This window comes from Nocardiopsis sp. MG754419 (genome assembly GCF_018207095.1).
Taxonomy (GTDB): domain Bacteria; phylum Actinomycetota; class Actinomycetes; order Streptosporangiales; family Streptosporangiaceae; genus Nocardiopsis.
This window is the reverse complement of the sequence record NZ_QOCZ01000002.1, coordinates 121,306-145,769: the sequence shown is the minus strand read 5'-3', so window position 1 is coordinate 145,769 and position 24,464 is coordinate 121,306. Positions and strand designations below refer to the sequence as shown.

The following is a 24,464-nucleotide window of genomic DNA, read 5'->3' as shown; positions in this document are numbered from 1 at the left end:
CGTGTGCCCATGGACGTTAGGGAGAAACACCATCATGAGCGTGAACGAAGACGCCACTCCCCCAGGGCCCTTCGACGACGTGTTCGGCGCCAACGCCGCGTACGTCGAGGACTACGCGTTGGCCGGGCTCAAGCCCCTGGCCGCACGCGGGCTGGCCCTGGTGACGTGCATGGACTCGCGCATCGAGCCGTTGCAGACGCTGGGACTGGTGCCCGGCGACGCCAAGATCCTGCGGAACGCGGGCGCCAGGGTCACCGACGACACCCTGCGCACGCTCGTGCTGGCGGTGTACCTGCTGGGTGTGGAGCGCGTCCTCGTCCTGCCGCACACCCGCTGCAAGATGGCGTCCGTGGCCAGCGACGACGACGTGCACGACCTCATCATGGCCGAGCACGGGGTGGACACCCGCAGCCTGGAGTTCCACACCGACAACGACCAGATCGGCGCGCTCGGGCACGACCTGGAGCGGATCCGGCACCACCCGCTGCTGCCCGACGGCCTGCCGGTCGCCGGTGCGATCTACGACGTGGACACGGGCAAGGTCACCGCGGTCGACCTCTGAGAGGTGTCACGGTGGTCCGGGCCGGGGATCACTCCAGTGGGCGTGGGAACCACGGCCGCCTCCCGGCACCGGACCCACGCCCGCCTCGTCCACCCCGGCGGGGAAGGCGATCACCTGGAGGGTCGTCGCGCCCTGCCGGCGGTGCGGCGCGTCGAGAGGAGCACCGTGGCAGAGAGCACCTACGACACCTTCAACCAGGCCCGCATCTTCCTGGAACTGGGCGACCCCATCTACGCGGCCCGTGTCCTGGAACCCGTGGTCGAGGACGAGCCCGGCAGCCGTTCCCTCCTGGAACTGCTGGGCCGCGCCTATTTCCATTCCGCGCAGCTGAACAAGGCGGAGTCGACCTTCCGTAAGCTCATCGAACTGGACCCGGTGGACAACTGGGCGCACATCGCGCTGGCCCGTACCTTGGAGCGGCAGAACCGCCATGAGGAGGCGGCGACCTATCGGCGGATGTACGCGGTGATGTCCGGAGGATCCCTGGACTGAGCGGCGTCTCGCGTGGGGCCGGACCGGTGTTCCGGCCCTTCACCATGTCGTGCGTCCCCGTCCGGCCGTGGAGCCGCGGCCCGCGCGCGAACGGCTAGGCTGCGCACATGGCTCCCGAACGACCCGACCCCGACGCCCCGTGGGTCGACCGATGCTCCGACGGTGTCCGTTCCTGGGCGGACGAGGCGGTGCGCCGGGTGATCGCCGACGACACCCGTTCGGCCGACACCCACCTGCACGTGTTCCCGCTGCCCCCGGAGTGGGGCATCGACCTGTACCTGAAGGACGAGTCGGTGCACCCCACCGGCAGCCTCAAGCACCGGTTGGCCCGTTCGCTGTTCCTGTACGGGTTGGCCAACGGGTGGATCACCGAGGGCACCACGATCGTGGAGGCCAGTTCGGGGTCGACCGCGGTGTCGGAGGCCTACTTCGCGCAGCTGCTGGGGCTGGACTTCGTCACGGTGGTGCCCCGCAAGACCAGCCCGGAGAAGATCGCGCTCATCGAACGCTACGGCGGGCGCTGTCACTTCGTGGACGACCCGCCGGCGATGTACACCGAGGCGGAGCGGCTGGCGGCCGAGAGCGGCGGCCACTACATGGACCAGTTCACCTACGCCGAACGCGCCACCGACTGGCGGGGCAACAACAACATCGCCGAGTCGATCTTCGAGCAGCTGTCGATGGAGCCTCACCCCTGCCCGGACTGGGTCGTGGTGGGGGCGGGCACCGGCGGTACCTCCGCCACCATCGGGCGCTACCTCCGCTACCGGCGGTTGCACACCCGCCTGGCCGTGGTGGATCCGGAGAACTCGGCGTTCTTCCCCGGTTGGGTGACCGGGGCGAGCGACTACGCCACCGGCATGCCGTCCCGGATCGAGGGGATCGGTCGGCCGCGCATGGAACCGAGCTTCGTGCCCTCGGTGATCGACCTGATGATGCCGGTGCCCGACGCGGCCAGCATCGCCGCGATGCGCCACCTCAACGACCTCACCGGCCGTTGCGCGGGCGGTTCGACCGGCACGAACCTGTGGGGTGTGTGGCACCTGGTCGCCAGGATGCTCCAAGAGGGCCGCCGCGGCAGCGTGGTCACGCTCATCTGCGACGGCGGCGAGCGTTACCAGCACAGCTACTACAACGACGCCTGGGTGTCCGAACGGGGCCTGGACCCCACGCCGTACCGGGACGCCATCGACCGTTTCCTCGCCGAGGGTGTGTGGGAGCCGCCCAGGGCACCGTGAGGAACCGCGGAAACGCCACGGGGCCCGTCGGGAGGAGTGATCCTCACTCCCGACGGGCCCCGTTCGTGCGCACGGGCCTCAGGCGTCGATGCGCTCCAGGTCCAGCTCCTGCGCGCCCTCCTGGATGAACTTGCGGCGCGGGGCCACCTCGTTGCCCATCAGCAGGTTGAACACGTTGGCGGCCTCCTCGGCCTGCTCCACCCGGATCCTGCGCAGGGTCCGGTGGCGCGGGTCCATCGTGGTCTCCGCGAGCTGGTCGGCGTCCATCTCGCCCAGACCCTTGTACCGCTGCACCGGGTCCTTCCAGGAGATCTTGCGCTTCTCCAGGTCCAGCAGGGTGCGCTGGAGCTCGGCGTCGGAGTAGGTGTAGATGTACCGGTCCTCGGGCTTGGCGCCCCGCTTGCGCCGCACGTTGGTGAGCTCGATGCGGTGCAGGGGCGGCACGGCCGCGAACACCCGACCGGCCTCCAGCATGGGCCGCATGTACCGGTAGATGAGGGTGAGCAGCAGGCACCGGATGTGCGCGCCGTCGACGTCGGCGTCGGCCATGAGGATGATCCGGCCGTAACGCGCGGCGTCGATGTCGAAGGTGCGGCCGGAGCCGGCACCCACGACCTGCAGGATCGCGGCGCACTCGGCGTTCTTGAGCATGTCCGCGACCGAGGACTTCTGCACGTTGAGGATCTTGCCCCGGATGGGCAGCAGAGCCTGGAACTCGGAGTCGCGGGCCAGCTTGGCGGTACCGAGCGCCGAGTCCCCCTCGACGATGAACAGTTCGCTGTGCTCCAGCCCCTCGCTGCGGCAGTCCACCAGCTTGGCCGGCAGGGCCGAGCTCTCCAGGGCGTTCTTGCGGCGCTGGGTCTCCCGCTGCTGGCGGGCGGCGAGGCGGGCCTTGGCGGCGCCCACCACCTTCTCCATGACGGTGCGGGCCTTGGCCTTCTCGATCTTCTTGGTCGAGGTGAGGAAGTCGCGCACGCCTTGGCCGACCACCTGGGAGACGATCCGGGAGGCCGCCGAGGTGCCGAGGATCTCCTTGGTCTGTCCCTCGAACTGGGGCTCGGGCAGACGCACGGTGACGACCGCGGTGAGCCCCTCCTGGGTGTCGTCCTTGGTGACCGGGTCGTCGTTGTTCTTCAGCAGCTTGGTGGCGCGCAGCTGGTCGTTGACCACCCGGACCAGGGCCCGCTCGAAGCCGTTGAGGTGGGTGCCGCCCTTGGGGGTGGCGATCACGTTGACGAAGGAGCGGACCGTGGTGTCGTAGCCGGTCCCCCAGCGCAGCGCCACGTCCACGTCGAGCTTGCGCTGGACGTCGGCGGGCACCATGTGACCGGACTCGTCCAGCACCGGGACGGTCTCGTTGAAGTGACCGCTGCCCTGGATGCGCAGAACGTCGCTGACCGCGTCGTCGGGCGACAGGAAGGTGCAGAACTCGCTGATCCCACCGTCGAAGCGGAACTCCTCGGTGTAGGGCTCCTCGCCCTCGGCGCGCTCGTCGCGCACCGCGATGGTGAGCCCGGGGACGAGGAAGGCGGTCTGGCGGGCCCGGTCGAGCAGGTTCTCCCGGGCGATCTCGGCGTCCTTGAGGAAGATCTGCATGTCCGGCCAGAAGCGGATTCTGGTACCGGTGATCTTCTTGGCGATCTTGCGGATCTCCTCCAGTCCGGAGACCGGGGTGAACTCGGCGTCGGGGCCGGCGCCGGCGAAACGTCCGGCGATGCCGCGTCGGAAGCTGAGGGCGTGGGTGCGGCCCTGGCGGTCGACCTCGACGTCCACCCGCGCGGAGAGCGCGTTCACCACGGAGGCGCCGACGCCGTGCAGACCACCCGAGGCGGTGTAGGAACCGGAGCCGAACTTGCCGCCCGCGTGGAGCTTGGTCATGACCAGCTCGACACCGGACAGGCCGGACTTGGGCTCGACGTCCACCGGAATGCCGCGGCCGTCGTCACTGACGGAGACGGAGCCGTCGGTGTGCAGGGTCACGTCGATGCGTCCGCAGAAGTCGCCCAGGGCCTCGTCGACGGAGTTGTCGATGATCTCCCACATGCAGTGGGTGAGGCCGCGGCTGTCGGTGGACCCGATGTACATGCCCGGCCGTTTGCGCACCGCTTCGAGGCCCTCGAGGACCGACAGGTGCCGGGCGGAGTAATCCTCTGGGTCGTGGACGGCTGCGGTCAAGGCGGTCACTCGGACATCTCCTGCGTCTTGAGGGCCATCGGGGCGCTGATGCGGCGTGTGCCCTTTGTATCGCGCCGCACCGACGGTTGAAGGGGCCAGCCTACGACGGGCCGGAGGCCGCGTCGCGGCGTGGGCCGCGTGTGGGCGGGGTCGTGTCTCGCCGGGGAGGCGTCCTCGACGTCGCCGGGAGCGCTGTGGCCGGCGCCACGGACCGACGTCGAGACGCGGTCGGGTCTGCCCCGCGCGAGACTACCACCTCTGGTGGATGCGACCTGGATACGCCTGGTTTCCGGGGATAGTCGGGCCTTACCGATGGGTACAACGAGGATCGGAGACGACTACCGGACAGAAAGGCCGCATGGTGTACCTTCCAGACACGAACCGGGCGGATTCCGCTGTCGGCGTACACGGGAGCCGGTTGGGAACGTCTGGGTCGGGTTAGATGTTGTCAGAGGTGACTAACGCCGAGTATTGAGGATGGCGAAGTGACTGGAACCCTTGCCCCCACTCAGCCGCTGACGGCTGCCGACCGTTGCGACCGCTGTGGTGCACAGGCCTATGTTCGGGTGCTGCTGAACTCCGGTGGTGAGCTTCTGTTCTGCGCACACCACATGCGTAAGCACGACGACTCGATCCGCAAGATCGCCTCGGACATCCAGGACGAGACGAGCAAGCTCACCGAGAGCAAGAACAGCGGCGAGGATGAGCGTTAGCCACAACGACCACGATTGCGATGACGGCGGTCCCCACGGGGGCCGCCGTCGTCGTTCCGGGGATAGGACGCACGGGGCCGCGCGGGGCCCCGGACCGGTGGTCAGTCCGCGAGCATCCGGTTGTGGTACCGGGAGACCTCGGTGAATCCGGCGCCCCGGTACAGGCGCAGAGCCGGTGCGTTGTCGGCCACCACGCACAGGTAGGCGTGCCGGGCGCCCCGATCGTGCGCCCAGGTGAGCAGGTCGTCCATGACGTGGCGTGCCAGGCCCCGGCCACGGGCGGCCGGCGCGGTCACCATCGCGCAGAGGGCCACCGAATCCCCGTCGACCACGGCGCAGCCGCGACCGTCCCCGCTCTCGTGCACTCCGTAGGCGGCCGAGACCGCACCCAGGATGCGCACCACCCCGTCCGCCCAGGACCGATCGACGCCCGTCGCGGCGAAGAGTTCCGTCCAGCGCTCGCCGGGGCGGTCAGCGATCCGTGTGGCCCCGGGCCCCTCCGGTCGCTCGGTCAGGTCCCGGGCCAGGACCAGGGTGGGTTCGACGAGCGCGTAGCCGTGCGCGGCCAACCGCGCGTCCACGCCCTCCTGTCCCGGCCACACCTGCACGCAGGGGCGGAGCCCGAGCGCCCGGTAGAACGCGGTGACCTCCGCGACATCGGCGTCGGGGTCCTCCACCAGTGCGCAGTTGGCCCGTTTGGTGATCCCGTCGGCCGAGCCGAAACGCCAACCGGCGCGTGACTCGGTCCGCAACGGTGGCCAGTCCCGGGTGACCCGCGCAGCCCAAGGGTGCATGTTCGTTTCCTCACTGATCGCCGCGCGGCAGATCCTATCCATCGGCCCCGGACCACGCCCTAGCATGGGTCCGGTTCCCCAGGCGTCGACCACCCGGAGAAGAGAAACACCGATGCTCATCCTGCTCCCGCCCTCCGAGGGCAAGGCCACCTCCGGCGACGGCCCGGGTCTGGACGTCGGCGCGCTCACCCTGCCGGAACTGGCCGCGGACCGGGAACGGGTCATGGCGGCGCTCACCGAACTGTGCGCGGGCCCCGAAGACACGGCCCGCGAGGTCCTGGGCCTGTCGGTCTCCCAGAACGACGCCCTCAAGCGCAACCTCGACCTCGCCGCGGCGCCCACACTGCGCGCCGCCGACCTGTACACGGGTGTGCTCTACGACCGACTGGGGCTGTCCGGGCTGCTCGACGAACACGGCGACCGCGTGCGGGAGCGGATCCTGGTGTTCTCCGGTTTGTGGGGCGTGGTGGGGCCGGCCGACCGGTTGCCCCCCTACCGCCTGTCCATGGGGGTGAAGCTGCCGCCGTTGGGCGGGCTGGGCGCCTACTGGCGCCGGGCCCTCACCGAGCCGCTCGGGGCGTCGGCCGAGGGACGCCTGCTCGTGGACTGCCGCTCGGCGTCCTACGCCGCGGCGTTCAAACCGACCGGTGAGGCCGCCGAGCGCACCGTGGCCGTGCGGGTCCTGCGCGAACGCGAGGTGGACGGCCACGTGAAGCGTTCGGTGGTCAGCCACATGGCCAAGGCGACCCGTGGGGACATCGCGCGCGTCCTGGTCACCGAGAACGTCGAGGCGCGCACCCCGGAGGAACTGGTGGCGGCGCTGCGCGACCTCGGCCACACGGTCGAACTCCCGCCCGCCGGCAGGCCCGGCACCGCACGCACGATGGACGTCGTCGTGCGGGACTAGGGTCGGCGTTGGCTCGGGAGCTCCGGTGTTCGCTCAGAGCCTCCGCTTCGCTGTGGCCCGTGCGCGGACGGCCGCACGCACGACGGAGGACCCACGTCACCGCGCCGAGCCGACCGGAAGGGCCGCCCGTCGGCGCCCGTGCGAACCCCGTGGTGAACGGAGTTCAGGGCCTCCACCGGCGTTTCGACGACCCGGCGCGACGGGGACGCGCGGGGCCCGGGTGACACGAACGGGCACGTGACGAACCCGGACCAGAGCGACTTTATGCCGCACCTACAGAACGTGCGGCAGCATGGAGCCCATCGGATGGAGATCGGACTCCGTGCGGGGGATGGAAAGCCCGGCGCTCTGCGAGGGACACGCGGGGGTCGCCACACGCCCGTGAGCAAGCCCGGGTTCGACAGAAACAACAGGCGCGCCTTCCTGAGGGAAGGCGCGCCTGCTCTGTCTCAGTCCACGGCTGTGGTCCGGTCCTGGGCCGACTGACTAGTCCAGGTAATCGCGGAGCACCTGCGAACGCGACGGGTGACGGAGCTTCGACATCGTCTTGCTCTCGATCTGCCGGATGCGCTCACGGGTGACCCCGTAGACCTTGCCGATCTCGTCTAAAGTCTTGGGCTGACCGTCGGTGAGCCCGAAGCGCATGGAGACCACGCCGGCCTCGCGCTCGGACAGGGTGTCCAGCACCGAGTGCAGCTGCTCCTGCAGCAGGGTGAAGCTGACCGCCTCGCCCGGCTGGATCGCCTCGGAGTCCTCGATGAGGTCACCGAACTCGCTGTCGCCGTCCTCGCCCAGCGGGGTGTGCAGGGAGATCGGCTCGCGGCCGTACTTCTGCACCTCGACGACCTTCTCCGGGGTCATGTCGAGTTCCTTGGCCAGCTCCTCCGGGGTGGGCTCACGGCCCAGGTCCTGGAGCATCTGGCGCTGCACGCGGGCCAGCTTGTTGATGACCTCGACCATGTGCACCGGGATACGGATGGTGCGGGCCTGGTCGGCCATGGCGCGGGTGATGGCCTGACGGATCCACCAGGTGGCGTACGTCGAGAACTTGAAGCCCTTGGTGTAGTCGAACTTCTCCACCGCGCGGATCAGACCCAGGTTGCCCTCCTGGATCAGGTCCAGGAACAGCATGCCGCGGCCGGTGTAGCGCTTGGCCAGGGACACGACCAGACGCAGGTTCGCCTCCAGCAGGTGCTTCTTGGCGCGACCCCCGTCCTCGGCGATCCACTCCAGCTCGTCACGCAGCTCGAAGGTGAGGACGTCGCGCTCCTCGGCGAGCTTCTCCTCGGCGAACAGGCCGGCCTCGATGCGCTTGGCGAGCTCGACCTCCTGCTCGGCGTTGAGCAGCGGGACCTTACCGATCTGCTTCAGGTAGTCCTTGACCGGGTCCGCGGTGGCACCGGCGGCGACCACCTGGGCGGCGGGGGCGTCGTCGTCATCGTCGTACAGGACGAAGGAGTCGTCGTCCTTGCTCGGCTTGACCGGGGCGCCGACCGTCTCCGGCTTGGCCGGCTTGGCGACCTCGGTCTCGGGGGTGTCCTCGACCAGTTCCAGCTCGGCGCCGGTGTGCTCGAGGTCGTCGTCCAGCCCCTCCTCGGGGAAGTCACCGGAGTCCGAGGCGAGTTCGAGGTCCTTCTTGGCGGTCTTCTTGGTCGCCGCCGCCTTCGTGGCCGGCTCACCGACCGCCGCGGTCTTCTTGGCGGTCGCCTTCTTGGGGGCGGCCGCCTTCTTCGCGGTGGTCTTCTTGACCGCGGCCTTCTTCTCGGTGGCGCCCTCGGCGGAGTCGACCACGGCGGTGACCGTGTCCGGCTGCTCTTGGGCGGCCGCGGCGCGCGCCGGCTTGGCGGTCGCCTTGGTCGCGGCCGAGCGGGTGGTGGTGCTGGACCGAGACGTGGTGGTCTTGCGCCGCGTGGTCTTGCGCCGCGAGGAGGCCGACTCCGGGACGAGTACGGTCACGCCCTCCTTGGCGAGGCTGCGGAGCACTGACTGCGCCTGCGACATCGGGATTTCGGCCTCTTCGAAGGCACGGCGCACGTCCTCGGGCTCAAGAAAGCCCTGGGACCGCCCACGCTCGATCAGCTGCTGAATGACGGGCTCTTGCAGTGACTCGGACTGCTTCGAGCGAGTCGAACTGGCAGATGACACAAACACCTCTCGAACGGACGTGTGGCGAGATTTGTCGGACCCGGTGGTCCGGCTGGCCGGGACCGGGCACTGCACCCTCTCCCACCTGCGGCCTGGGATCGTCCCCACTGGGCGGGGAAGCCGGGGTCACTCCCCCTTCGCGGGGCGCGGCGGCTTCTTCACTGTAGGCAAGGCAATGGACTTGTTCGTACGGTCTACCGCTCTGACACCGAATCGATCACCGGAAGCTGAACGGCGAGCAGAGTGACATCATCGTCCTGCTCATACCCTTCGAGCATGCTCTCAACAAGGTACTCCAGCATTTGCTGTGGATCGCCCACCACGTCGGGCAGGGCCTCGGACGCCTTCTGGACCAGCTCGTCGAGCCCCGCGTCGACCGATCGCTTGCGGTTCTCAACCAGTCCATCGGAGTAGAGGGCGACGGTGTTACCGGGTTGCACGAAGAATTTGTGGTGGCCCCTCGTGGAGCTGACCCCGAGTGGAGTGTCGGGTTCGGCTTCGAGCAGCGAGGGCCCGGCGTTACCGGCGACCACCAGCGGCGGCAGGTGTCCCGCGTTGCTGAGGTCGAGCTGACCGGTCACCGGGTCCAGGACGAAGTAGACCAGGGTTGTCACCTGATCCATTCCCTCCGTGGCCGAGAACATGCGGTCGAGTCCGGTCAGGACGTCCGCCGGCTCGGGCATGGAGAAGGCCAGGGCGCGCAACGCGTTGCGGATGCGACTCATTCCCGCGGCCGCCGGGATGCCCTTGCCCATGACGTCGCCGAGCACACCGGCGACACGACCGTCGGGCAGGGGGAAGGCGTCGTACCAGTCGCCGCCCACCTGCACGTGTTGGGAGCCCGACCGGTAGTAGGCGGCCAGGCGCACACCGCGCACCTCGGGTAGCTCCTCGGGCAGCAGGCTGCGCTGGAGCTCCTCGGCGGTGCCGTGTTCGCGCTCGTAGACGATGGCCCGGCCGATGGCCAGGGCGCACTGTCCGGCGAGCGCCTCCATGAAGACGCGTTCCTCGTCGGTCACCTCGCGCGGGGAGGTGAAGGAGAAGCGCAGGGCGCCGAGGGGACGGCCCGCCGCCATCATCGGCAACGCCACCCAGGCGCGCTCGCCGGTGCGCTCCATCAGCTCCTCGACCTCGGGCGCGTCGTCCAGGAGCGCGCGCAGGTCGGCGGGGCCGGAGGCCAGCCGGGGCTGACGGTCGGTCACCGCCAGGGCGGCGACGTCGGGGTGGTCCAGGCCGAACCCGTTGCGGGGCAGCCCCTCGCAGTCGTCGACGGAGAGCATCCGCAGGCGCAACCGGTCCCGGTCGAACAGGGCCAGCGAGGTGTGGTCGGCGCCCACACCGGAGCGGCCGATCTCGCACATGGCCTGGACGACCTCCTGGGCGGTGAGCGCCTCGGCCAGGTCGGAGGTGGCCTTCTGCAACCGTGCGGTGCGCATGGCCGCCTCGCTGAGCTGCTGGTTGAGCCGCTGTCGCAGCTCGTCCGCCTCGCGCTCGGTGGTCACGTCGACCAGGGTGCCGACCCACTCGGCGGTCTCGGCACCGTCCATGATCGGGTGCGCGCGGGCGCGGTAGTGGTCGTAGCCGCCGGAGCGCGTGCGCACGCGGAACATCACGTCGAAGGGTGTGACGTCCAGAACGGCGTCGTCCCAGGCGCGTTCGACACGGGGACGGTCGTCGGCGTGGACGGCGTCCAGCCAGCCCCGCCCGAGATAGGCGTCCAGGTCCTGACCGGTGAGGGTGCGCCACTGGGGGCAGTCCTCGAGGATCTCGCCGCCGGGGCCCGCCGACCAGACGATCTGGTTGCCGGCCTGGAGCAGGGCGCGCAGGCGCTGTTCGCCGCGGTGCGCCCCGTCCTCGTGGTCGCGGGCGGCGATGAGCGCGACGTGTTCGTCACCGTTGTTCGGGTCGTTGACCGGGAACCAGGTCAGGTCCCAGGTGTGGCCTTCCGAGGTGCGGTGGCGGCCGCGCACGGCCCGACCGCTCTCGCGCGCCGACGTCAGACAGGAGGACTGGGCGGTGGCACCGGCGGCGTCGCCGGCCTCCTCCAGGACCCGGCCGGGGCTCCGGCCCAGGCACCGTTCGGGCGTACTGCCGAAGACCGCGGCCATACGCGGGTTGATGGAACCGAATGTGTCATCGGGACCGAGCAGAGCGAATCCGATAGGGGCGTCGGTGAGCAGGGTTTTCACCGCGTCCGGCAGTTCCGTCACATTGATTCGGGGAGGGGGAATGGACGTCTCGGCGCTCAACTGCTCGACACCTCCGGAACCGTCGGAATCCCCAGCCGGGGCTGTTCTCTGACCGCGTGGTCCTCTACGCACCATGACCGCCGCTCGTGACCGATGGCGTTGGGGCGCGGGGCGTGCGGGTTCGATTCCGCTCGGGGGGCTCCGCGGCTCCCAGGAGTCACGCTCCATGACTCCTCTCGGCCGCTGTCACGGCTCAAGCATAAGACACAGCCGCCCACGCGCAACGGCTGCGGCGGTGGGGTACACGGTTGCGCACGGAAGGTAAATAGTAGGCCACATGTCGCCTTCCACATAGTCGACCGGGGGTTTTCCGGGCGTGTTCCTCAATAATTCCCGAAGCCGGCCGGTTTCCGGCGCACCCACCGAAACAGGAACGTTATATGTCCGAAACGCCCTTTTCGCCTCGTTGACCTGCGTCAATGAAGGGTCCAGAGTAAACGTTACCTCCCCCAGGTTTTATCAACCACGTGCCCCGAGAGGGGTTGACAGTGAGTTCAGAACAAGTGGAATGGGTGGAGGTCACCGTCCAGGACATCTTCAGCCAGGAGTGTGAGCGAGAATGCTCCAGACCTTCCCGGTCCAGGATCTCAGGCAGATCTCGGCCAGGCTTCACGACGAGTTCAGCGGTCTGTCCCACCGCTGCGTCGAGCGCTGCGTCAGCGACACCTGGAACTGCGCCGAGCACCTGGGCATCCCGGTCACGCCGCACCTGGTCGAACGGGTCGCCCGGGAGCACCTGGAGGCGATGGTGAACTCCGTGCCACCGTCCCGGAAGGCCGGTCTCCGCTCGGGTACCACACTGTTCACCGGCCACCGGGCCGTGCCCGAACCGCGCTGACCCGACGAGGGCACCTCCGGCCGCCGGCCGGCATACGCTCGGGGCGTGCCCTCCGCTACTCCCCCACCCACAGGACCCGATGTTCCCGCCGCCGCGTTCGAGGAGATGCTGCGCGCCGCCAGAGCCCTGCTCGCCATGCGCCATCCGCTCGACGCCGAACTGTCCTTCAGCGAACTCCTGGGCACCTGGTGGGGAGAGCGGGTCCCGGGAGTGGACGTGGAACGGCTCCTCGGCGAGGGACTCATCACACACGCCACGGCCTCCGGTCAACCCGCGGGGCTGGGCGTGCTCGCCGCGATCACCGCGCTGGGCACCTCGGCCTCCCAACGCGAGCTGGCCGAACAGGGGATGATCGCGCTGCGCGAGCGCGGTCTCCACACCCCGGCCTGGGCCTCCCAACTGGGCGAGGTCACCCCCGTCGCCGCCTACGTCAACGGCGACCGCTTCGGCGACACCGACGACGTGGTGTGCGTGTACGGTCGCGGTTCGACCAAGCCCGAGCACGCGCTCATCCTCGTGCTCGACCACAACAGCGGCGGACTGCTCCGCGACGCGTGGGTGACCACCAAGGTGGACCTGCTCCTGGACCAGTGCCGCGAACGCGCCCGCACCGACGACCTCGCCCGGTTCGAGGAACTCCCCCTCCCCCGGGCCCGCGTCCTTCTGCTGCGGGCACTGGAGCGCACCGAGGGTGTGGTGACCGGGGAGATCGACAACCCGATCGGGGTGTCCGCCTCCGAGCTCACGGGGGGATCGTTGGCCGCCCACTTCGCCTTGGCGGCCTCCCGTATCAAGAGACTGCCCGAGGGCGGAACGCCGCCACCGGTCTGGCGGCGCGACCGCCGCGCGGTCCTGGCGGCCCGCTTCCTCGCCTCGGACCAGGCCGCCGAACTGTCCGACTCCTATGCCGCCAGTCGGTGCGCGGACCACCTCATCACCTACGGCTGCGACGTGGACTCCGGGCGCCCCCTGCGCGTGAGCCCGCGCAAGATCGAGTCGTTCCTGCTGCACTGGCTTCCCGGACGGGTGGTGCTGTTGCCGGAGGAACAGGAGGCGATGCCGCACGTGCTCGCCGCCTGGGTGCGCTGGGCCGGCCCCCAGAACAGACTTCCCGAGGTGGCGATCGGCGCGACCCTGGACACCGTGTGGGAGACCACCGCGGAGTTCGCCCGGATCTATCGCGACCCCGCCCGGCCTCTGGGCCTGCGGCAGGAGGCGGTGCGCCGGCTGTTGCCCGACGGCGACTTCGCGTCCCTGGCCCGCCGCATGTTCGCCTTCCCGCTGTTGGCCAGTGAGCTCATCACCGACGCCCCCGACGAGTTCGACCCCTCGACCTCCCGTGGCCGCCGCGCGTTGCTGCGCCTGGACCACTTCGGCGAGTACGAGGAGGCCCCGCACAGCGGCCGCCACCACTCCACCGGACAGGACCACTGGTACCGCCCCGTCCAGGGGACCGATCCCGAGCGCGAGAGGGCACTGGACCGCCACGAGCGTCTGGCCAAACGCATCTGGGACGGCCGCCCCGCCGACCTCTGGGCGGCGGCCCGCCGCCTCCTCGATCAGGGCCTGGACCGGCCCACCGTCCTCACCCATCTCAGCGAGGCCCTGACGGGGGCCACCGGCGAGTCCGACCTCCGGCGTCGACTGAACGACCTGTAGCCGCCCAGCCCGCCCGGCACGGCCGGTCGGACCCGTGCCGGGCGCGTCGCCCCGGCGAGGAGCGTCGCGGATCAGTCGAGCATGCGGTTCCGCAGGCTCGTGATGGTCGCGTCGGAGAGCTTGAGACCGTCGACGACGTAACCGTCGAAGGAGCCGTAGTGCTCGTCGACGAGGCCGAACGCGCTGTTCAGGTAGTCCGGCTTGACGCGGGTCATCGGCTCGATGTCCGACCAGGGCAGTCCACTGTGCCGGGACAGCTTGCGCATCCAGTGGTCGGTGGCGGCCTGGCGCTCGTTGCTGGCGACGTAGTCGGTGACGACGACCTCGCGGTCCACGCCCAGGAGGGTGAGCAGCAGGGCCGCGCCCCAACCGGTGCGGTCCTTGCCGGCACTGCAGTGGAAGACCAGGGCCGTCGGCCCCTCGGCCGCGCGTTCGACCAGGTCCCGGTAGCCCTCCAGGGCCTCGGTGTCGGTGACCAGACCGCGGTACACGTCGAACATGAAGCGTTCGGCCGCGCCGTCGCCGAACATGAGGCGGGCCTGCTCGGGGTCGGCGAACAGGTCGACGAAGTTGGCGCCGGCCGCCTCGGTCTTCTGGACCCCGATCGCGGCGTACTCGGCGCCGTCGGGGATGAGGTCGGGGAGCCGGTCCCGTTCGTGCGCGCTGCGCAGGTCGATGAGCTGGCGGATACCGAACCCGTGGTAGGCGGTCAACTCGTCTTCGGTGAGCGTGTGCAGGGCGTCGGAACGGTAGAGGAGACCGGCGCGCACGGTACGGCCTTCCTTCGTGCGGTGGCCACCGAGGTCGCGGAAGTTGGGAGCACTGGGGAGGAGGAAACCGTCATTCGTCACGAGGCCGACGATACCCACCGACCCGGCACCCCGGGCGCACGGGGTGCGGCCATCGGAGGAGACCCGGAAGGGGCACGGACCCCCACACCCCCGGGAGTGTTCCGCGGACACGGAGGCCCCACGCCATGTGGCCCCGGTCCGTCCGGGGCGCTCGCCCCACGGGGGTGTGCTTTCGGGCGCCGTCGGACCGTGCTTCCCGGAATCCGGGGAGGTGCTGCCTGCGGGATCGCGAGGAACGGGCCATCACACCGAAGGTTCCCGACCACTCGGGCGCCCCGACACGGGCCGAAGCGCGGCGAAGCCCGAGGCGACACCGGCTAGCCGCGCAGGGCCTCGATCTCCGCCCCCGCCTCCTTGACGTCCTTCGCCGTGTCCACGCCGCGCCAGAACCCGTCGATCCGGTAGGCGGTGAGCCTGCCGGCCGCGGCCAGTTCCGGGAAGGTCGAGGACTCGTGGTCGCCCTTGACGGGCAACAGCGGGGTGATGCCGGGCTCGAACAGGTAGACGCCCGCGTTGATCCAGACCGGCAGCAGCGGGCTCTGGGTGAACCCCTCGACGCGGTCCTGGTCGTCGATGTCGACCACGCCCCAGGTCGTGCGGAACCGTGTGAGGGCGAGGGTGGCCAGACCGCCCCCGGCCCGGTGACGATCGGTCAGTTCGTCCAGCGGGAACCACGTGAGCACGTCGCCGTTGAGGGCGAAGTAGGGGGCCTCCGGATCGCGCAGACCACCGGCGGCGTAGCGCAGCGCGCCGCCGCGGCCGAGTGGCTCGTCCTCCACCAGAAGGGTGATCTCGGGGCCCTCCGTGCGGGATCCGAGATGCTCGCGCAGCACCTCGGCCTTGTAACCGCACGAGACGACGACCTGCTCGACCCCGTGCGAGGCCAGCCATGCCAGCTGGTGGTCGATGATGGGCCGTCCGGCCACCTCCACCATCGCCTTCGGGCGGGTGTCGGTGTAGGGCCGCAACCGGGTGGCCTGTCCGCCGGCGAGGATCAACGCCTGCGTGACGGGGGATGCACTGGATGTCGATGAGGCGGTCATGTACGGGACAGTAGCAGTCGCGGGGTCGGGGGCCGCTAGCTCTGCTGGGTGGCGTCGGCGTAGGCCCTGCGTACGTCCTCGCTGGTGATCACGGTCAGCTCGGCCGCGGTGGCCGTCTCCCCCATCTGCTGGGAGACGCGCAGGTCCCGGTGGGAGCAGGAGCGTTCGTACAGGGAGCGGGCGAAACGGCCGTTGCCCAGCTCATCGATCCAGGCGGCCTCGCACACGTGCGCGAAGATGCTGTACAGGTCATCGCGGGCGGTGTCGTCGAAGGCGTCCCCGTTACGGGCGGCCACCGTGTCGGCGATCTCGGACAGTTCCTCGGCCGTGTACGAGGGGAACCGCACCCGCACGTTGAACCGGGAGGCCAATCCGACGTTGGAGGCGAGGAACCGGTCCATCTCGCCGGTGTAGCCCGCCAGGACGACCGCGAGCCGGTCCCGGTCGTCCTCGGCCCGTTTGAGGAGGGTCTGGATCGCCTCGGCACCGAACGCGTCGCCACCGCTGTAGCCGGGGTTGACCAGGGAGTAGGCCTCGTCGATGAAGAGCACCCCGCCCAGGGCCCGGTCGATGAGCCGGTTGGTCTTGACGGCGGTGGCGCCCAGGTGTTCGCCCACCAGGTCGGCGCGTTGGGCCTCCACGACCTCCGCGCGGCCCAGCATGCCCAACGCGGCGAAGACCCGGCCCAGAACCCGCGCCACCGTGGTCTTGCCGGTACCGGGAGGGCCGGTGAAGACGAGGTGGCGCAGGGGCGGCTGGTGCGGCAGGCCCTGTTCCTCGCGCATGCGGGCCACCCGGAGTTGGGCGACCAGGGACCGTACCTGTTCCTTGACCGGTTCCAGGCCGATCATGCCGTCGAGTTCGGCCATGGCCTCGTCCAGACCGGGCGTCTCGCCGAAGCCGGGCAGACGGGAGGTGAGTTCGGTGTAGGCGGTCTCGACGTCGACCGTGCGCACGGTGACGAGGTCGTCGGCGCTGGGTCGCGAGGCCGGTTCGTCGCCCCCCGCCCCGGAGGTGACCACACGGACGTCCCGGGCCTGACAGCTCTTCTCCACCATGGAACGGGCGAACCGGCCGTTGCCGAGTTCGTCCACGGCCTGGCGTTGCACGGTCTGGTCGTAGCGACGACGCAGCGTGCGGGCGGCCTCGGGATCCAGGGAGTCGCCGCGGGCGGTGACGAGGCGCTCGGAGATACGGAACAGCTCGTCGGCGCTGTAGCCGGGGAAGGTGATGCGGGTGGCGAACCGCGAGGCCAGTCCGGGGTTGGAGGCCAGGAAGGCGTCCATCTCCTTGTCGTAGCCGGCGAGCACGATGACCAAGCGGTCACGGTCGTCCTCGGCGCGCTTGAGCAGGGTCTGGACGGCCTCGTTGCCGAACCGGTCGGACTGGCCGTCCCCCTCGTTGACCAGGGAGTAGGCCTCGTCGATGAAGAGCACCCCGCCGAGGGCGCTGTCGATGAGTTCGTTGGTCTTGATGGCGGTGGCGCCCAGGTACTCGCCGACCAGGTCGGCGCGTTGGGCCTCCACGACCCGGGAGGTCGGCAGCAGGCCGAAGGAGTGGAAGATGGTGGCGAGCGTCCGGGCGACGCTCGTCTTACCGGTACCGGGGGGACCGGAGAAGACCAGGTGGCGCAGGGGGCGTTCCACGGCCAGCCCGGCGTCGACGCGCAGTCGGGCGGCCTCGATGGAGGCGGCGAGCCCGCGTACCTGCTGTTTGACGGGGTCCAGGCCGATCATGTCCTCGAGTTCGGCCAGGGCCTGGTCGACCGGGACGGGCTCGGTGTCCTCCTCCGCGTCGCCCTTGGCCGCGGTGCGCGCGGAGGTGTCCGCCGCCCGACCCCGCAGCGGCGGGGCCTGTCCGGCGGAACGGCCCGCCTCGGTGGGCCGGGTGCGGGCGCTCCCCTCCCGCCGTTTGCGGTCGTTCTCCCGGCTCTCCTTGACGACCTGGTTGGCGGCGAGCAACCGCCACAGCAGGCAGGCGCCGGCGGCGACGTACATGGCCGCGATCCCGGCCCCGGCCGGGAAGGGGGGCACGACCATGCCGACGAGGGCCACGGAGAAGCCGACGATGAGCCCGGCGGTGAGCGACAGCAGTCCGGTGTGCCAGACCGGGAACTCACGTACCCGCCCGGCGGCGAGGGTGACGAGCAGCGGGAGTGGAAGGACGAGCAGGACGACGGGCCGGCCCACCAGGGGGATCTGGAACAGGGGCACGGCGATGGCCAGCCACACCACGCCCACCAGCACGGTGAGGAACGCGTCGAGCGAACGCATCAACGCGGCGAAGGCGATGAGCAGGAGCACGGTGCCGGTCAGGGCCGCGAGCACCGGCAGGCCCAGTACGAAGGCGACGACGGCGACCACCGTGATCAGGACCAGCGCGGCGACGAGCCGCCGGGCCAGGGGAAGACGGTGGTACGCCGCGCGCAGCCGGTCCAACCCGGAGGTGGGTGCCGTCCGCGTCGCGGCGGGGCTCGTGTCGCGCGTCATCCATGCCCCTTCCTGCGTGGGGGTCGCCTGAGCGGCCCGGGGGCGGGCCGCAGGGTGCGGGCAAGGAACAGCCTTGCCCCATCGGGGGTCGGATGTCCAGTGCGGGGCGGCGTGTCGCCCGCCCCCGACGTGGGCGGCGGCCGACCGGCCCGAGGTTCAGAACAGGGTCTGCGGGCCGTTCGGCGCGGAGCGGGTGACGCGCAGGTGGCGCCAGCGGGGCAGGGCGTCGAGGTAGGACCAGCTCATGCGGTGGTGCGGTGTGGGCCCGGACTCGGCGAGGGTGGCCCGGTGGACGGGCGAGGGATAGCCCGCGGCCTTCTCGAACCCGTAACCCGGATGTTCGTCGGCGAGCTCGGCCATGAGCGCGTCGCGCCGGACCTTGGCCAGGATGGCGGCCGCGGCCACACTGACGCAGGTCAGATCGCCCTTGACCTGGGTGCGCACCCGCCAGGGGCGGCCGATGAAATCGTGCCTGCCGTCGAGCAGGACCGCGTCGGGGCGGGGATCGAGCGCGTCGAGGGCGCGGCGGGCGGCCCGGTGGAGGGCCTCGGTCATACCGACCTCGTCGATCTCGGCCGGGGAGGACCATCCGAAGGCGTGGTCGGCGACCCAAGGTTCGATCAGGACGGCGAGTTCCCGCCGGCGTCGGGGCGTGAGCCGCTTGGAGTCGGTGAGTCCGGCGGGCGGTTCCCCCTCGCCGGGGACGGCGGCGCACACCAGGAGCGGCCCGGCCCAGGCCCCCCGTCCCACCTCGTCCACACCGGCCACCACACGGGCCCCGGCGGCGCGCAGTTCGTTCTCCACCTCGAAGGTGGGGGCGGGTGGAGGGCTGGTCTTCGGGGAAGTCGTCGGCACGTGTTCCACCCTAGAACGGTCCGGCCGCCGTCCGGACCGCTTCCCGGACGATCCGCCCTTCCCCGGCGTCCGCAGGGACCCGCAACAGGTTTCCCTCGGGTTTTGCGCGACCCACCGATGGTTACAGTCGGTTATCAAGCATGACTTTCGGTAGTTTCCGCTTGTCGTCACCGACGATCGCCCGGAAGGAATGGACATGCAACAGGGCAGGCCCCGACCCGTGCCCCCGCCCCGGGACCCGAGAGGGCGGGCCGCGCCCCGCGGCCCCCGCATCGCCCGCGGACGTCTGTACGACGTCGTCGCCGCCGGGACCCGCGTGGGCGTGGGCTGGGTGTTCGCCGAGTACGGACTGGCGTTGCGCGGTCGGGAGGGCCTGGTCGCCGAACGGCTCTCCGACGCCGGACTGGCCCCGCTCTCCTTGCTCACACCGATCGTCCCCGCCCTGCTCGTGGCCTTCTCGGTCTCCTTCGCCGTGGGTCTGCTCACATGGTTGACCGGTCCGCTGCTCGCCCTCTCGGCGGTCGTCGGCACCCTCGGAGCAGGCACCGAACACCTGTCGCCGTTCGACTCATGGGGAGCGACCGCGCTGGTCACGGCGGTCTGCGCTCTCATGGCGGTGGCGGGAGGTCGGTGGTCCTGGGACTACCTGGTGCTCGGTACCGGGGTTCCCTCGTCCCGTCGGGTCGGGGGTCGTGCGGCATCGGCGACAAGAGGGAAAGCTCCCGCTATTTCTCACCGACGCCCCGAACACGCGCCGCCACTGCTCTATCCTGTGGGACAGGCCGCGCTACGTCGGCCGTATCGACTGTGACGCGGCCCGTCCCCGACCCTGTGCCGTTACGCTCGCCGCGTCGCCATGACCCGGATTCGGTGGGGGGAACGCCATGTCCGCCTCAGCTTCCGGCCCGAACCCTGATGGGTCCGTGGCCAAGCTGATCGAGATCGCGGAACAACCGACGCTGGGGCAGCGCCTGATCTCCTGGGCCTCACGTCCACCCGGTCGCCTGTACATCCCGGCCTGCGCCGCGGTCGGTCTCGTCCTGTTGTTCGAGGACAGTGTGCCCGCGGGGCATCTGCCCACGTTCGTCGTCGGCCTCGGCGGCGGCCTGCTGCTGGCGGGTATGGGCGCCCTGCGCCTGGGGATCGCCCTGGCCGTCGCACGGCCGATGATCCGCCACTACTGGGTGCGCTGGATCAGCGCACCGCTCATCGCGTTCGTGGCGCTGGGCCTGTCCGTGGCGGACGTGCCGTTGCAGAGCCGGGTGAACGCCTCCGCCGACCAACTCCTGGAGTTGCGCGACGACACCGGGGCCGCCACCTCGGTCCCCCGCAACGGTGAGTGGACCGGCCTGTACCGCCTGCACAGCGTGTCCCAGAACGAGGACGTCACCCACTACGCCATCGAGGGCGCCGGCCTGTTCCAGCCCGCCGGTCTGGCCCACAGCGTCGAGGAGATCCCCGTCGGGGTGTTCGTCCCGGGCCAGGGCTCGCGGATCTACGAGCACGTGTCCGGCGACTGGTACGTGTGGGTCGACCACTGACCCCGCGGCCGGGCCCCCGAGTCCGGCCGCCGTCCCCCGGTCGGATCTCTTACCCTCCTCTTTGCCTGCCCCTGCCCGCCTCCAACCGAACTCTCACCCTGGACCTGTAGGGATGGTGGGGCCCCCGGGAGAACCCTTCTCCCTCGCTCCGCTCACCCGAGGAGATGTCCATGCGCGAGTTCGTCCTCACGCTGCACCTGCGGCTCCACGACTCCATCACCGCGTCGCGACGCGCCCACGCCGTCGGCGACGACGACCTGGCGACGTCGCAGGCCGGCGAGATCGAGGACCTGGTGGAGATCGCCGCCCGGCACGGTATCGACATCGCCGGATACGCGGCCCTGTCCCCCAGCGGCTGAACCGGACGCCCCCCGGGGGTGTGCCGGGACGGAACGCACCGGCACGAGGAACCACGAAGGGCCCCGCGGTCATGGCACTCGACCATGACCGCGGGGCCCTTCCACGTCCGGGGACGCGCTCGGGAGGATCAGCGGCGGCGCCCCTGATCGCCGTATCCCTCACCGCTCTCGAACTGCCGTCGCATCGCGGTGTCCTGCTGCTGCCGGTACTCCTCCGCCATCTGCTGCTGGCGACCGGCGGCCGCTGCCACCGCACCCTGCGCCGAGTCCAGCGCGTCCTGCGCACCGTTGCTCGACACGGAGCGGCCCGCCCCCGAGGCGCCGTTCATGACCTGCGGCAACAACTGGGCGGTGAGCAGCGTCGACAGCGCCGAGGAGTCCCCCGACCCGGCCTCGGTCTGGACCACCACCGGGCGCGGGGCCCGCTCGGCCAGGGCCGCGCCCACGTCCAACCGGCGTCGGGCGAGCTCGTACTCCAGCACCGCCCGGTTGTCCCGGTAGGCCGTGGCCAGACGCTCCTGCGCCTTGGCCTCGTTCTCGGCCGCGACCAGGTCGGCCCGGCCACGCGTCTCGATCTCGTACCGCACCCGCTGGGCCTCGGTCTCCTGCTCCTCCAGCATCTGCGCCACGTCCTTGCGCGCCTTGTTGAGGGAGGCGTTGACCTCGACGATCTTGGCGTCGCGGGTCTTCTTGGAGCGCTCGATGTCCATGAGCAGGGTGTCGATCCGACGCTTGCGGGTGAGCTCCCACTCCTGCTCGTAGGCGACCAGCTCCTTGGCCACCCGCTCACGGGTGGCCAGGTGCTGCTGGTACTGGCTCGGCAGCTGCACGTCGGGGATGTTGCAGCCGGTGATGACCACGCCGTACTTGCGCAGCTGCTCGTTGAGCAGACGCCGCATGTCCTCCACGTTGGAACCGCGCAGGTCGTAGGCGGACTCGGTGTTCACCATGCGGCTGCGCTGGCGGATGGCGTCCTGCACGGCGCTGGACAGCACCAGGTCGAAGTTGCTCGCGCCGATGGTGGTGACGAACGCGTACGGCTCGTCGATGCGGAACTTCAGGAAGAACTCGATGGACTTCAGCGGCACGTTCTCACGGGTGGGGCAGGCCAGCACCGGAGCGGTGTAGGGGATCTCGGTGCGGGTGTCCACCACGAAGTCCACGCGCGACCACGGGTGCCACAGGTAGTGGCGGCCCGGGCCGATGCTCTTCACGAAGGCGCCGTACTTGGTGAGGATGCCGGTGGTGCCCTCCTCGATCTCGATGATCGAGCCGCGCCACCACCACAGGACCGCGGCGGCGACGCTGAGCACGCCCACGAGGAGCGTGGGCACCGCCAACGCCCCGTAGAGGGTTCCACTGACACCGCCCGCCAAAGCGTGGATGGTCATGACCAGCGCCGACAGGAGCGCGAACAGACCGAACCACACCAGGATCATCCAGCGCAGACCGCGGTTGTCGCGGGGGATGACCACGGGGACGATGGCCCCCTGGTCACCACCGCGCAGCAGACCGGCGAGGTCGCTCCACGAGGCGAGGGACTCCTTGATGTTGGAGCCGCCACCGGGGTTGAAGGACTCACTCATCTACTGACCTCCCGGGTTCTGACCGCCCTGCGACCACGGCGGTGGCGGGGACTGCTGGTAGGGGGCGCCGGAGGGCGGCGGGGCGTCGATCGGGTGGTGCGGGGCCGCCGACTCCCGCGCGGTCTCCTGGCCGTCACCCTCACCGGCCGCCTCGGACAGACGCCCGTCGATGGAGTCGTCGCTCACCGACTGGCGGATCTCCTCGACGCGGTCCTCGCCCGGGTCCTCGGTGTCGCCGGCACGACGATCCTCGGTCTCGTCCTCGACGATCTCGTTGATCTCCTGCTCACGCTGGGCGATCCGCTCACGGATCTCGCCCAGACGCTCGCGGATCGCCGCCATGTCGTCCTCGGAGAACAGGGCGGTGTCGGCCTGGCCGATGATCTCCTGGGCGATGCGCAGGTAGTCGACGCTCGCCGCGTCACCGGAGCCGATCCGCAGCACCTGCGGCAGGCTGTCGGCGACGGACTCCAGCTTGTCCAGGAGGTTCTCGCGGAAGCGGTAGTTGAGGATCTCCGGAGCCTCGGACGCCGACACGGCGCGAATGTCCAGGGCCTGGGCCTGCAGGAGCGCGGCGTTGGCGTTGGCCTCGGACTCGGCCTCCACGAACCGCTGGCGGGCCAGGGAGCGGGCACGGTTGGTCTCGCGCTCCAGCGCGGTGTCCATCTGCGCCTGGTACTGGGCGATGTCGGCCTGGATCGCCGACAACGTCTCGTTGAGGGTGGCCAGCTCCTTGTTCAGGTCACCCTCGTTCTGCTCCTTGCGCAGCTGCAGCTCGTACTCGAAGGTGTAGGCGTCCTTGGCCACCCGCACCATCTCCGGAGCCGCCAGGTCCATCCGGTACTCCTGGCTGGAGGGTTCGGCGTGGGTGATGTTGGCGCTGGTGAGGACGACGATGCCGCCGAACTGACGGTTGAGGGAGTCCAAGAGCCCCTGGGTGCTCTCCCCGACCATGTCGTAGATCGCCGAGGCCTCCTGCTCGTAGATGAGGCTTCGGGTGGTCTCGGAGATGGCGTTGTTGAGCTTCTCCTGGAAGCCCGGCACACCGCCGAGGGTGTAGACGAAGTCGACCGCGTTCTCGATCTTGAACTGCACGAACAGGTCGACCGAGGCCTGCACGCCGCTCTTGGTGGGGGCGGAGCGGATCGGCGCGTTGAACGGGTACTCGCGCGTGGTGTTGACGATGTAGGAGACGCGCTTCCACGGGTTGAACAGGGTGACCCGACCCGGCTTGAAGAGGTTCTCCATCTTGCCGAAGCGGGTGACGATGGCCTGGCACCCCTCGGGCACCATCACCATGCCCTGGCGCCACCACATGAACCCGGCGATGCCGAGGGTGACGAGCCAGTAGTGGAAACCGAAGAACGGGTGCAGGAGCGGGTTGGCTCCGGTCATCACCGCGCTCGGCACCACGAACGCGATCGTGCCGACCACACCGAGGACGACCAGCGCGATGGCGGGCAGCATCGTGAGGAAGGTGCGCCCGCGCGGGATCACCATGGGGCAGATGACGTGGACCGGACCGCTCTGGCCGCGCTCGTAGTAGCTGCGGTTGAGCGCCTCGCCGGCGGTATTGAGGGAGGTGGTCTTCTGCTCGATGCGGGTGTCGACGGAGGCGCCCTGTTCACGGGCGGCCACGAAGTCGCGGGGGTCGAGGCCGCCCTCCGAACTCTGACCGGAACCCCGGTCACCCTGTCCTGACACCTGACCCATCGCCTGTTGGGCCGCGTCGGTGACGGCCTGTCGCGGATCGGACCCTTGGGCCACCGCGCCGGCCGCCCCGCGCACCGTCTGCGCGAACGACATAGGCAAATACTCCATTCTGGAACATCGGGAACTCACGCCTTCGACGCGACGTACGCCGCCTTGGTTCCAGCTGAGGGCAGGTTTCGCACGTGGAGAAGGGGTAGCGGTCAGTACACAAGGGTGCCACGCTGCACAACCGGAACACAGGGCCTGTGGCCAGAG

At 70.1% G+C, this 24,464-nt stretch carries 20 protein-coding genes; 10 read left to right on the top strand and 10 right to left on the bottom strand.

Annotated elements, in window-relative coordinates; all coding sequences use genetic code 11:
* Positions 1-34 precede the first annotated feature (34 nt).
* From DSY14_RS01145 to DSY14_RS01135, 3 genes are all read left to right on the top strand, one after another.
* On the top strand, positions 35-562 hold the full coding sequence (locus tag DSY14_RS01145) for a carbonic anhydrase (RefSeq protein WP_211714494.1): 528 nt from the start codon (positions 35-37) through the stop codon (positions 560-562).
* 165 nt (positions 563-727) lie between these two features.
* Complete coding sequence (locus DSY14_RS01140; protein WP_211714493.1) at positions 728-1,054, top strand: tetratricopeptide repeat protein; 327 nt, start codon at positions 728-730, stop codon at positions 1,052-1,054.
* Between the two features lie 107 nt (positions 1,055-1,161).
* A complete protein-coding gene (locus DSY14_RS01135; RefSeq protein ID WP_211714492.1) occupies positions 1,162-2,292 on the top strand; it encodes a PLP-dependent cysteine synthase family protein in 1,131 nt (376 codons plus the stop codon).
* Between the two features lie 78 nt (positions 2,293-2,370).
* Here the strand turns inward: DSY14_RS01135 and DSY14_RS01130 are convergent, their stop codons facing one another.
* Positions 2,371-4,476, bottom strand: coding sequence for a type IIA DNA topoisomerase subunit B (locus tag DSY14_RS01130; protein ID WP_211714491.1), 2,106 nt, complete (start codon positions 4,474-4,476; stop codon positions 2,371-2,373).
* A gap of 476 nt (positions 4,477-4,952) precedes the next feature.
* On the opposite strand from DSY14_RS01130, the gene DSY14_RS01125 reads away from it, so the two are divergent.
* Complete coding sequence (locus tag DSY14_RS01125; RefSeq protein WP_026117866.1) at positions 4,953-5,180, top strand: hypothetical protein; 228 nt, start codon at positions 4,953-4,955, stop codon at positions 5,178-5,180.
* Positions 5,181-5,281: 101 nt separating this feature from the next.
* Here DSY14_RS01125 and DSY14_RS01120 read toward each other — a convergent pair whose 3' ends face one another.
* Positions 5,282-5,974, bottom strand: coding sequence for a GNAT family N-acetyltransferase (locus tag DSY14_RS01120; protein ID WP_211714490.1), 693 nt, complete (start codon positions 5,972-5,974; stop codon positions 5,282-5,284).
* 112 nt (positions 5,975-6,086) lie between these two features.
* On the opposite strand from DSY14_RS01120, the gene yaaA reads away from it, so the two are divergent.
* Positions 6,087-6,881 carry a peroxide stress protein YaaA gene (gene yaaA / locus DSY14_RS01115; protein ID WP_211714489.1) on the top strand — a complete coding sequence of 265 codons (795 nt, stop codon included), beginning with the start codon at positions 6,087-6,089 and terminating at the stop codon, positions 6,879-6,881.
* Positions 6,882-7,367: 486 nt separating this feature from the next.
* On the opposite strand, the gene DSY14_RS01110 is transcribed toward yaaA, so the two are convergent.
* Positions 7,368-9,026 carry an RNA polymerase sigma factor gene (locus DSY14_RS01110; RefSeq protein ID WP_211714488.1) on the bottom strand — a complete coding sequence of 553 codons (1,659 nt, stop codon included), beginning with the start codon at positions 9,024-9,026 and terminating at the stop codon, positions 7,368-7,370.
* Between the two features lie 194 nt (positions 9,027-9,220).
* Entirely contained in the window at positions 9,221-11,275 is a 2,055-nt protein-coding gene (locus DSY14_RS01105) for a SpoIIE family protein phosphatase (protein WP_211714487.1), read from the bottom strand.
* Between the two features lie 559 nt (positions 11,276-11,834).
* On the opposite strand from DSY14_RS01105, the gene DSY14_RS01100 reads away from it, so the two are divergent.
* Positions 11,835-12,113 (top strand): hypothetical protein, encoded by a 279-nt coding sequence (locus DSY14_RS01100; protein ID WP_211714486.1) that lies wholly within the window; start codon positions 11,835-11,837, stop codon positions 12,111-12,113.
* 105 nt (positions 12,114-12,218) lie between these two features.
* Entirely contained in the window at positions 12,219-13,772 is a 1,554-nt protein-coding gene (locus DSY14_RS01095) for a hypothetical protein (protein ID WP_211714515.1), read from the top strand.
* A 71-nt stretch (positions 13,773-13,843) separates the two neighbouring features.
* Here the strand turns inward: DSY14_RS01095 and DSY14_RS01090 are convergent, their stop codons facing one another.
* The 4 genes from DSY14_RS01090 to DSY14_RS01075 form a co-directional block, all read right to left on the bottom strand.
* Positions 13,844-14,641, bottom strand: a complete 798-nt coding sequence (locus DSY14_RS01090; protein WP_211714485.1) for a tyrosine-protein phosphatase — start codon at positions 14,639-14,641, stop codon at positions 13,844-13,846.
* 299 nt (positions 14,642-14,940) lie between these two features.
* Positions 14,941-15,666 carry a nucleotidyltransferase family protein gene (locus DSY14_RS01085; RefSeq protein WP_211714484.1) on the bottom strand — a complete coding sequence of 242 codons (726 nt, stop codon included), beginning with the start codon at positions 15,664-15,666 and terminating at the stop codon, positions 14,941-14,943.
* Positions 15,667-15,701: 35 nt separating this feature from the next.
* Positions 15,702-18,155, bottom strand: a complete 2,454-nt coding sequence (locus tag DSY14_RS01080; RefSeq protein ID WP_211714483.1) for an AAA family ATPase — start codon at positions 18,153-18,155, stop codon at positions 15,702-15,704.
* A gap of 156 nt (positions 18,156-18,311) precedes the next feature.
* Positions 18,312-19,010 (bottom strand): ribonuclease HII, encoded by a 699-nt coding sequence (locus tag DSY14_RS01075; RefSeq protein WP_211714482.1) that lies wholly within the window; start codon positions 19,008-19,010, stop codon positions 18,312-18,314.
* Positions 19,011-19,206: 196 nt separating this feature from the next.
* Here DSY14_RS01075 and DSY14_RS01070 point away from each other — a divergent pair, with 196 nt between their 5' ends.
* From DSY14_RS01070 to DSY14_RS01060, 3 genes are all read left to right on the top strand, one after another.
* The gene (locus DSY14_RS01070; RefSeq protein ID WP_211714481.1) at positions 19,207-19,821 is read left to right on the top strand and encodes a DoxX family protein; all 615 of its coding nucleotides are present in this window, start codon (positions 19,207-19,209) and stop codon (positions 19,819-19,821) included.
* A 73-nt stretch (positions 19,822-19,894) separates the two neighbouring features.
* Positions 19,895-20,551 carry a hypothetical protein gene (locus DSY14_RS01065; RefSeq protein ID WP_211714480.1) on the top strand — a complete coding sequence of 219 codons (657 nt, stop codon included), beginning with the start codon at positions 19,895-19,897 and terminating at the stop codon, positions 20,549-20,551.
* A 170-nt stretch (positions 20,552-20,721) separates the two neighbouring features.
* A complete protein-coding gene (locus tag DSY14_RS01060) occupies positions 20,722-20,910 on the top strand; it encodes a hypothetical protein (protein ID WP_211714479.1) in 189 nt (62 codons plus the stop codon).
* Positions 20,911-21,038: 128 nt separating this feature from the next.
* Here DSY14_RS01060 and DSY14_RS01055 read toward each other — a convergent pair whose 3' ends face one another.
* Positions 21,039-22,496, bottom strand: a complete 1,458-nt coding sequence (locus DSY14_RS01055) for an SPFH domain-containing protein (protein WP_211714478.1) — start codon at positions 22,494-22,496, stop codon at positions 21,039-21,041.
* Positions 22,497-24,302, bottom strand: coding sequence for an SPFH domain-containing protein (locus DSY14_RS01050; RefSeq protein WP_211714477.1), 1,806 nt, complete (start codon positions 24,300-24,302; stop codon positions 22,497-22,499). It abuts the gene before it with no gap.
* Positions 24,303-24,464: the final 162 nt, after the last annotated feature.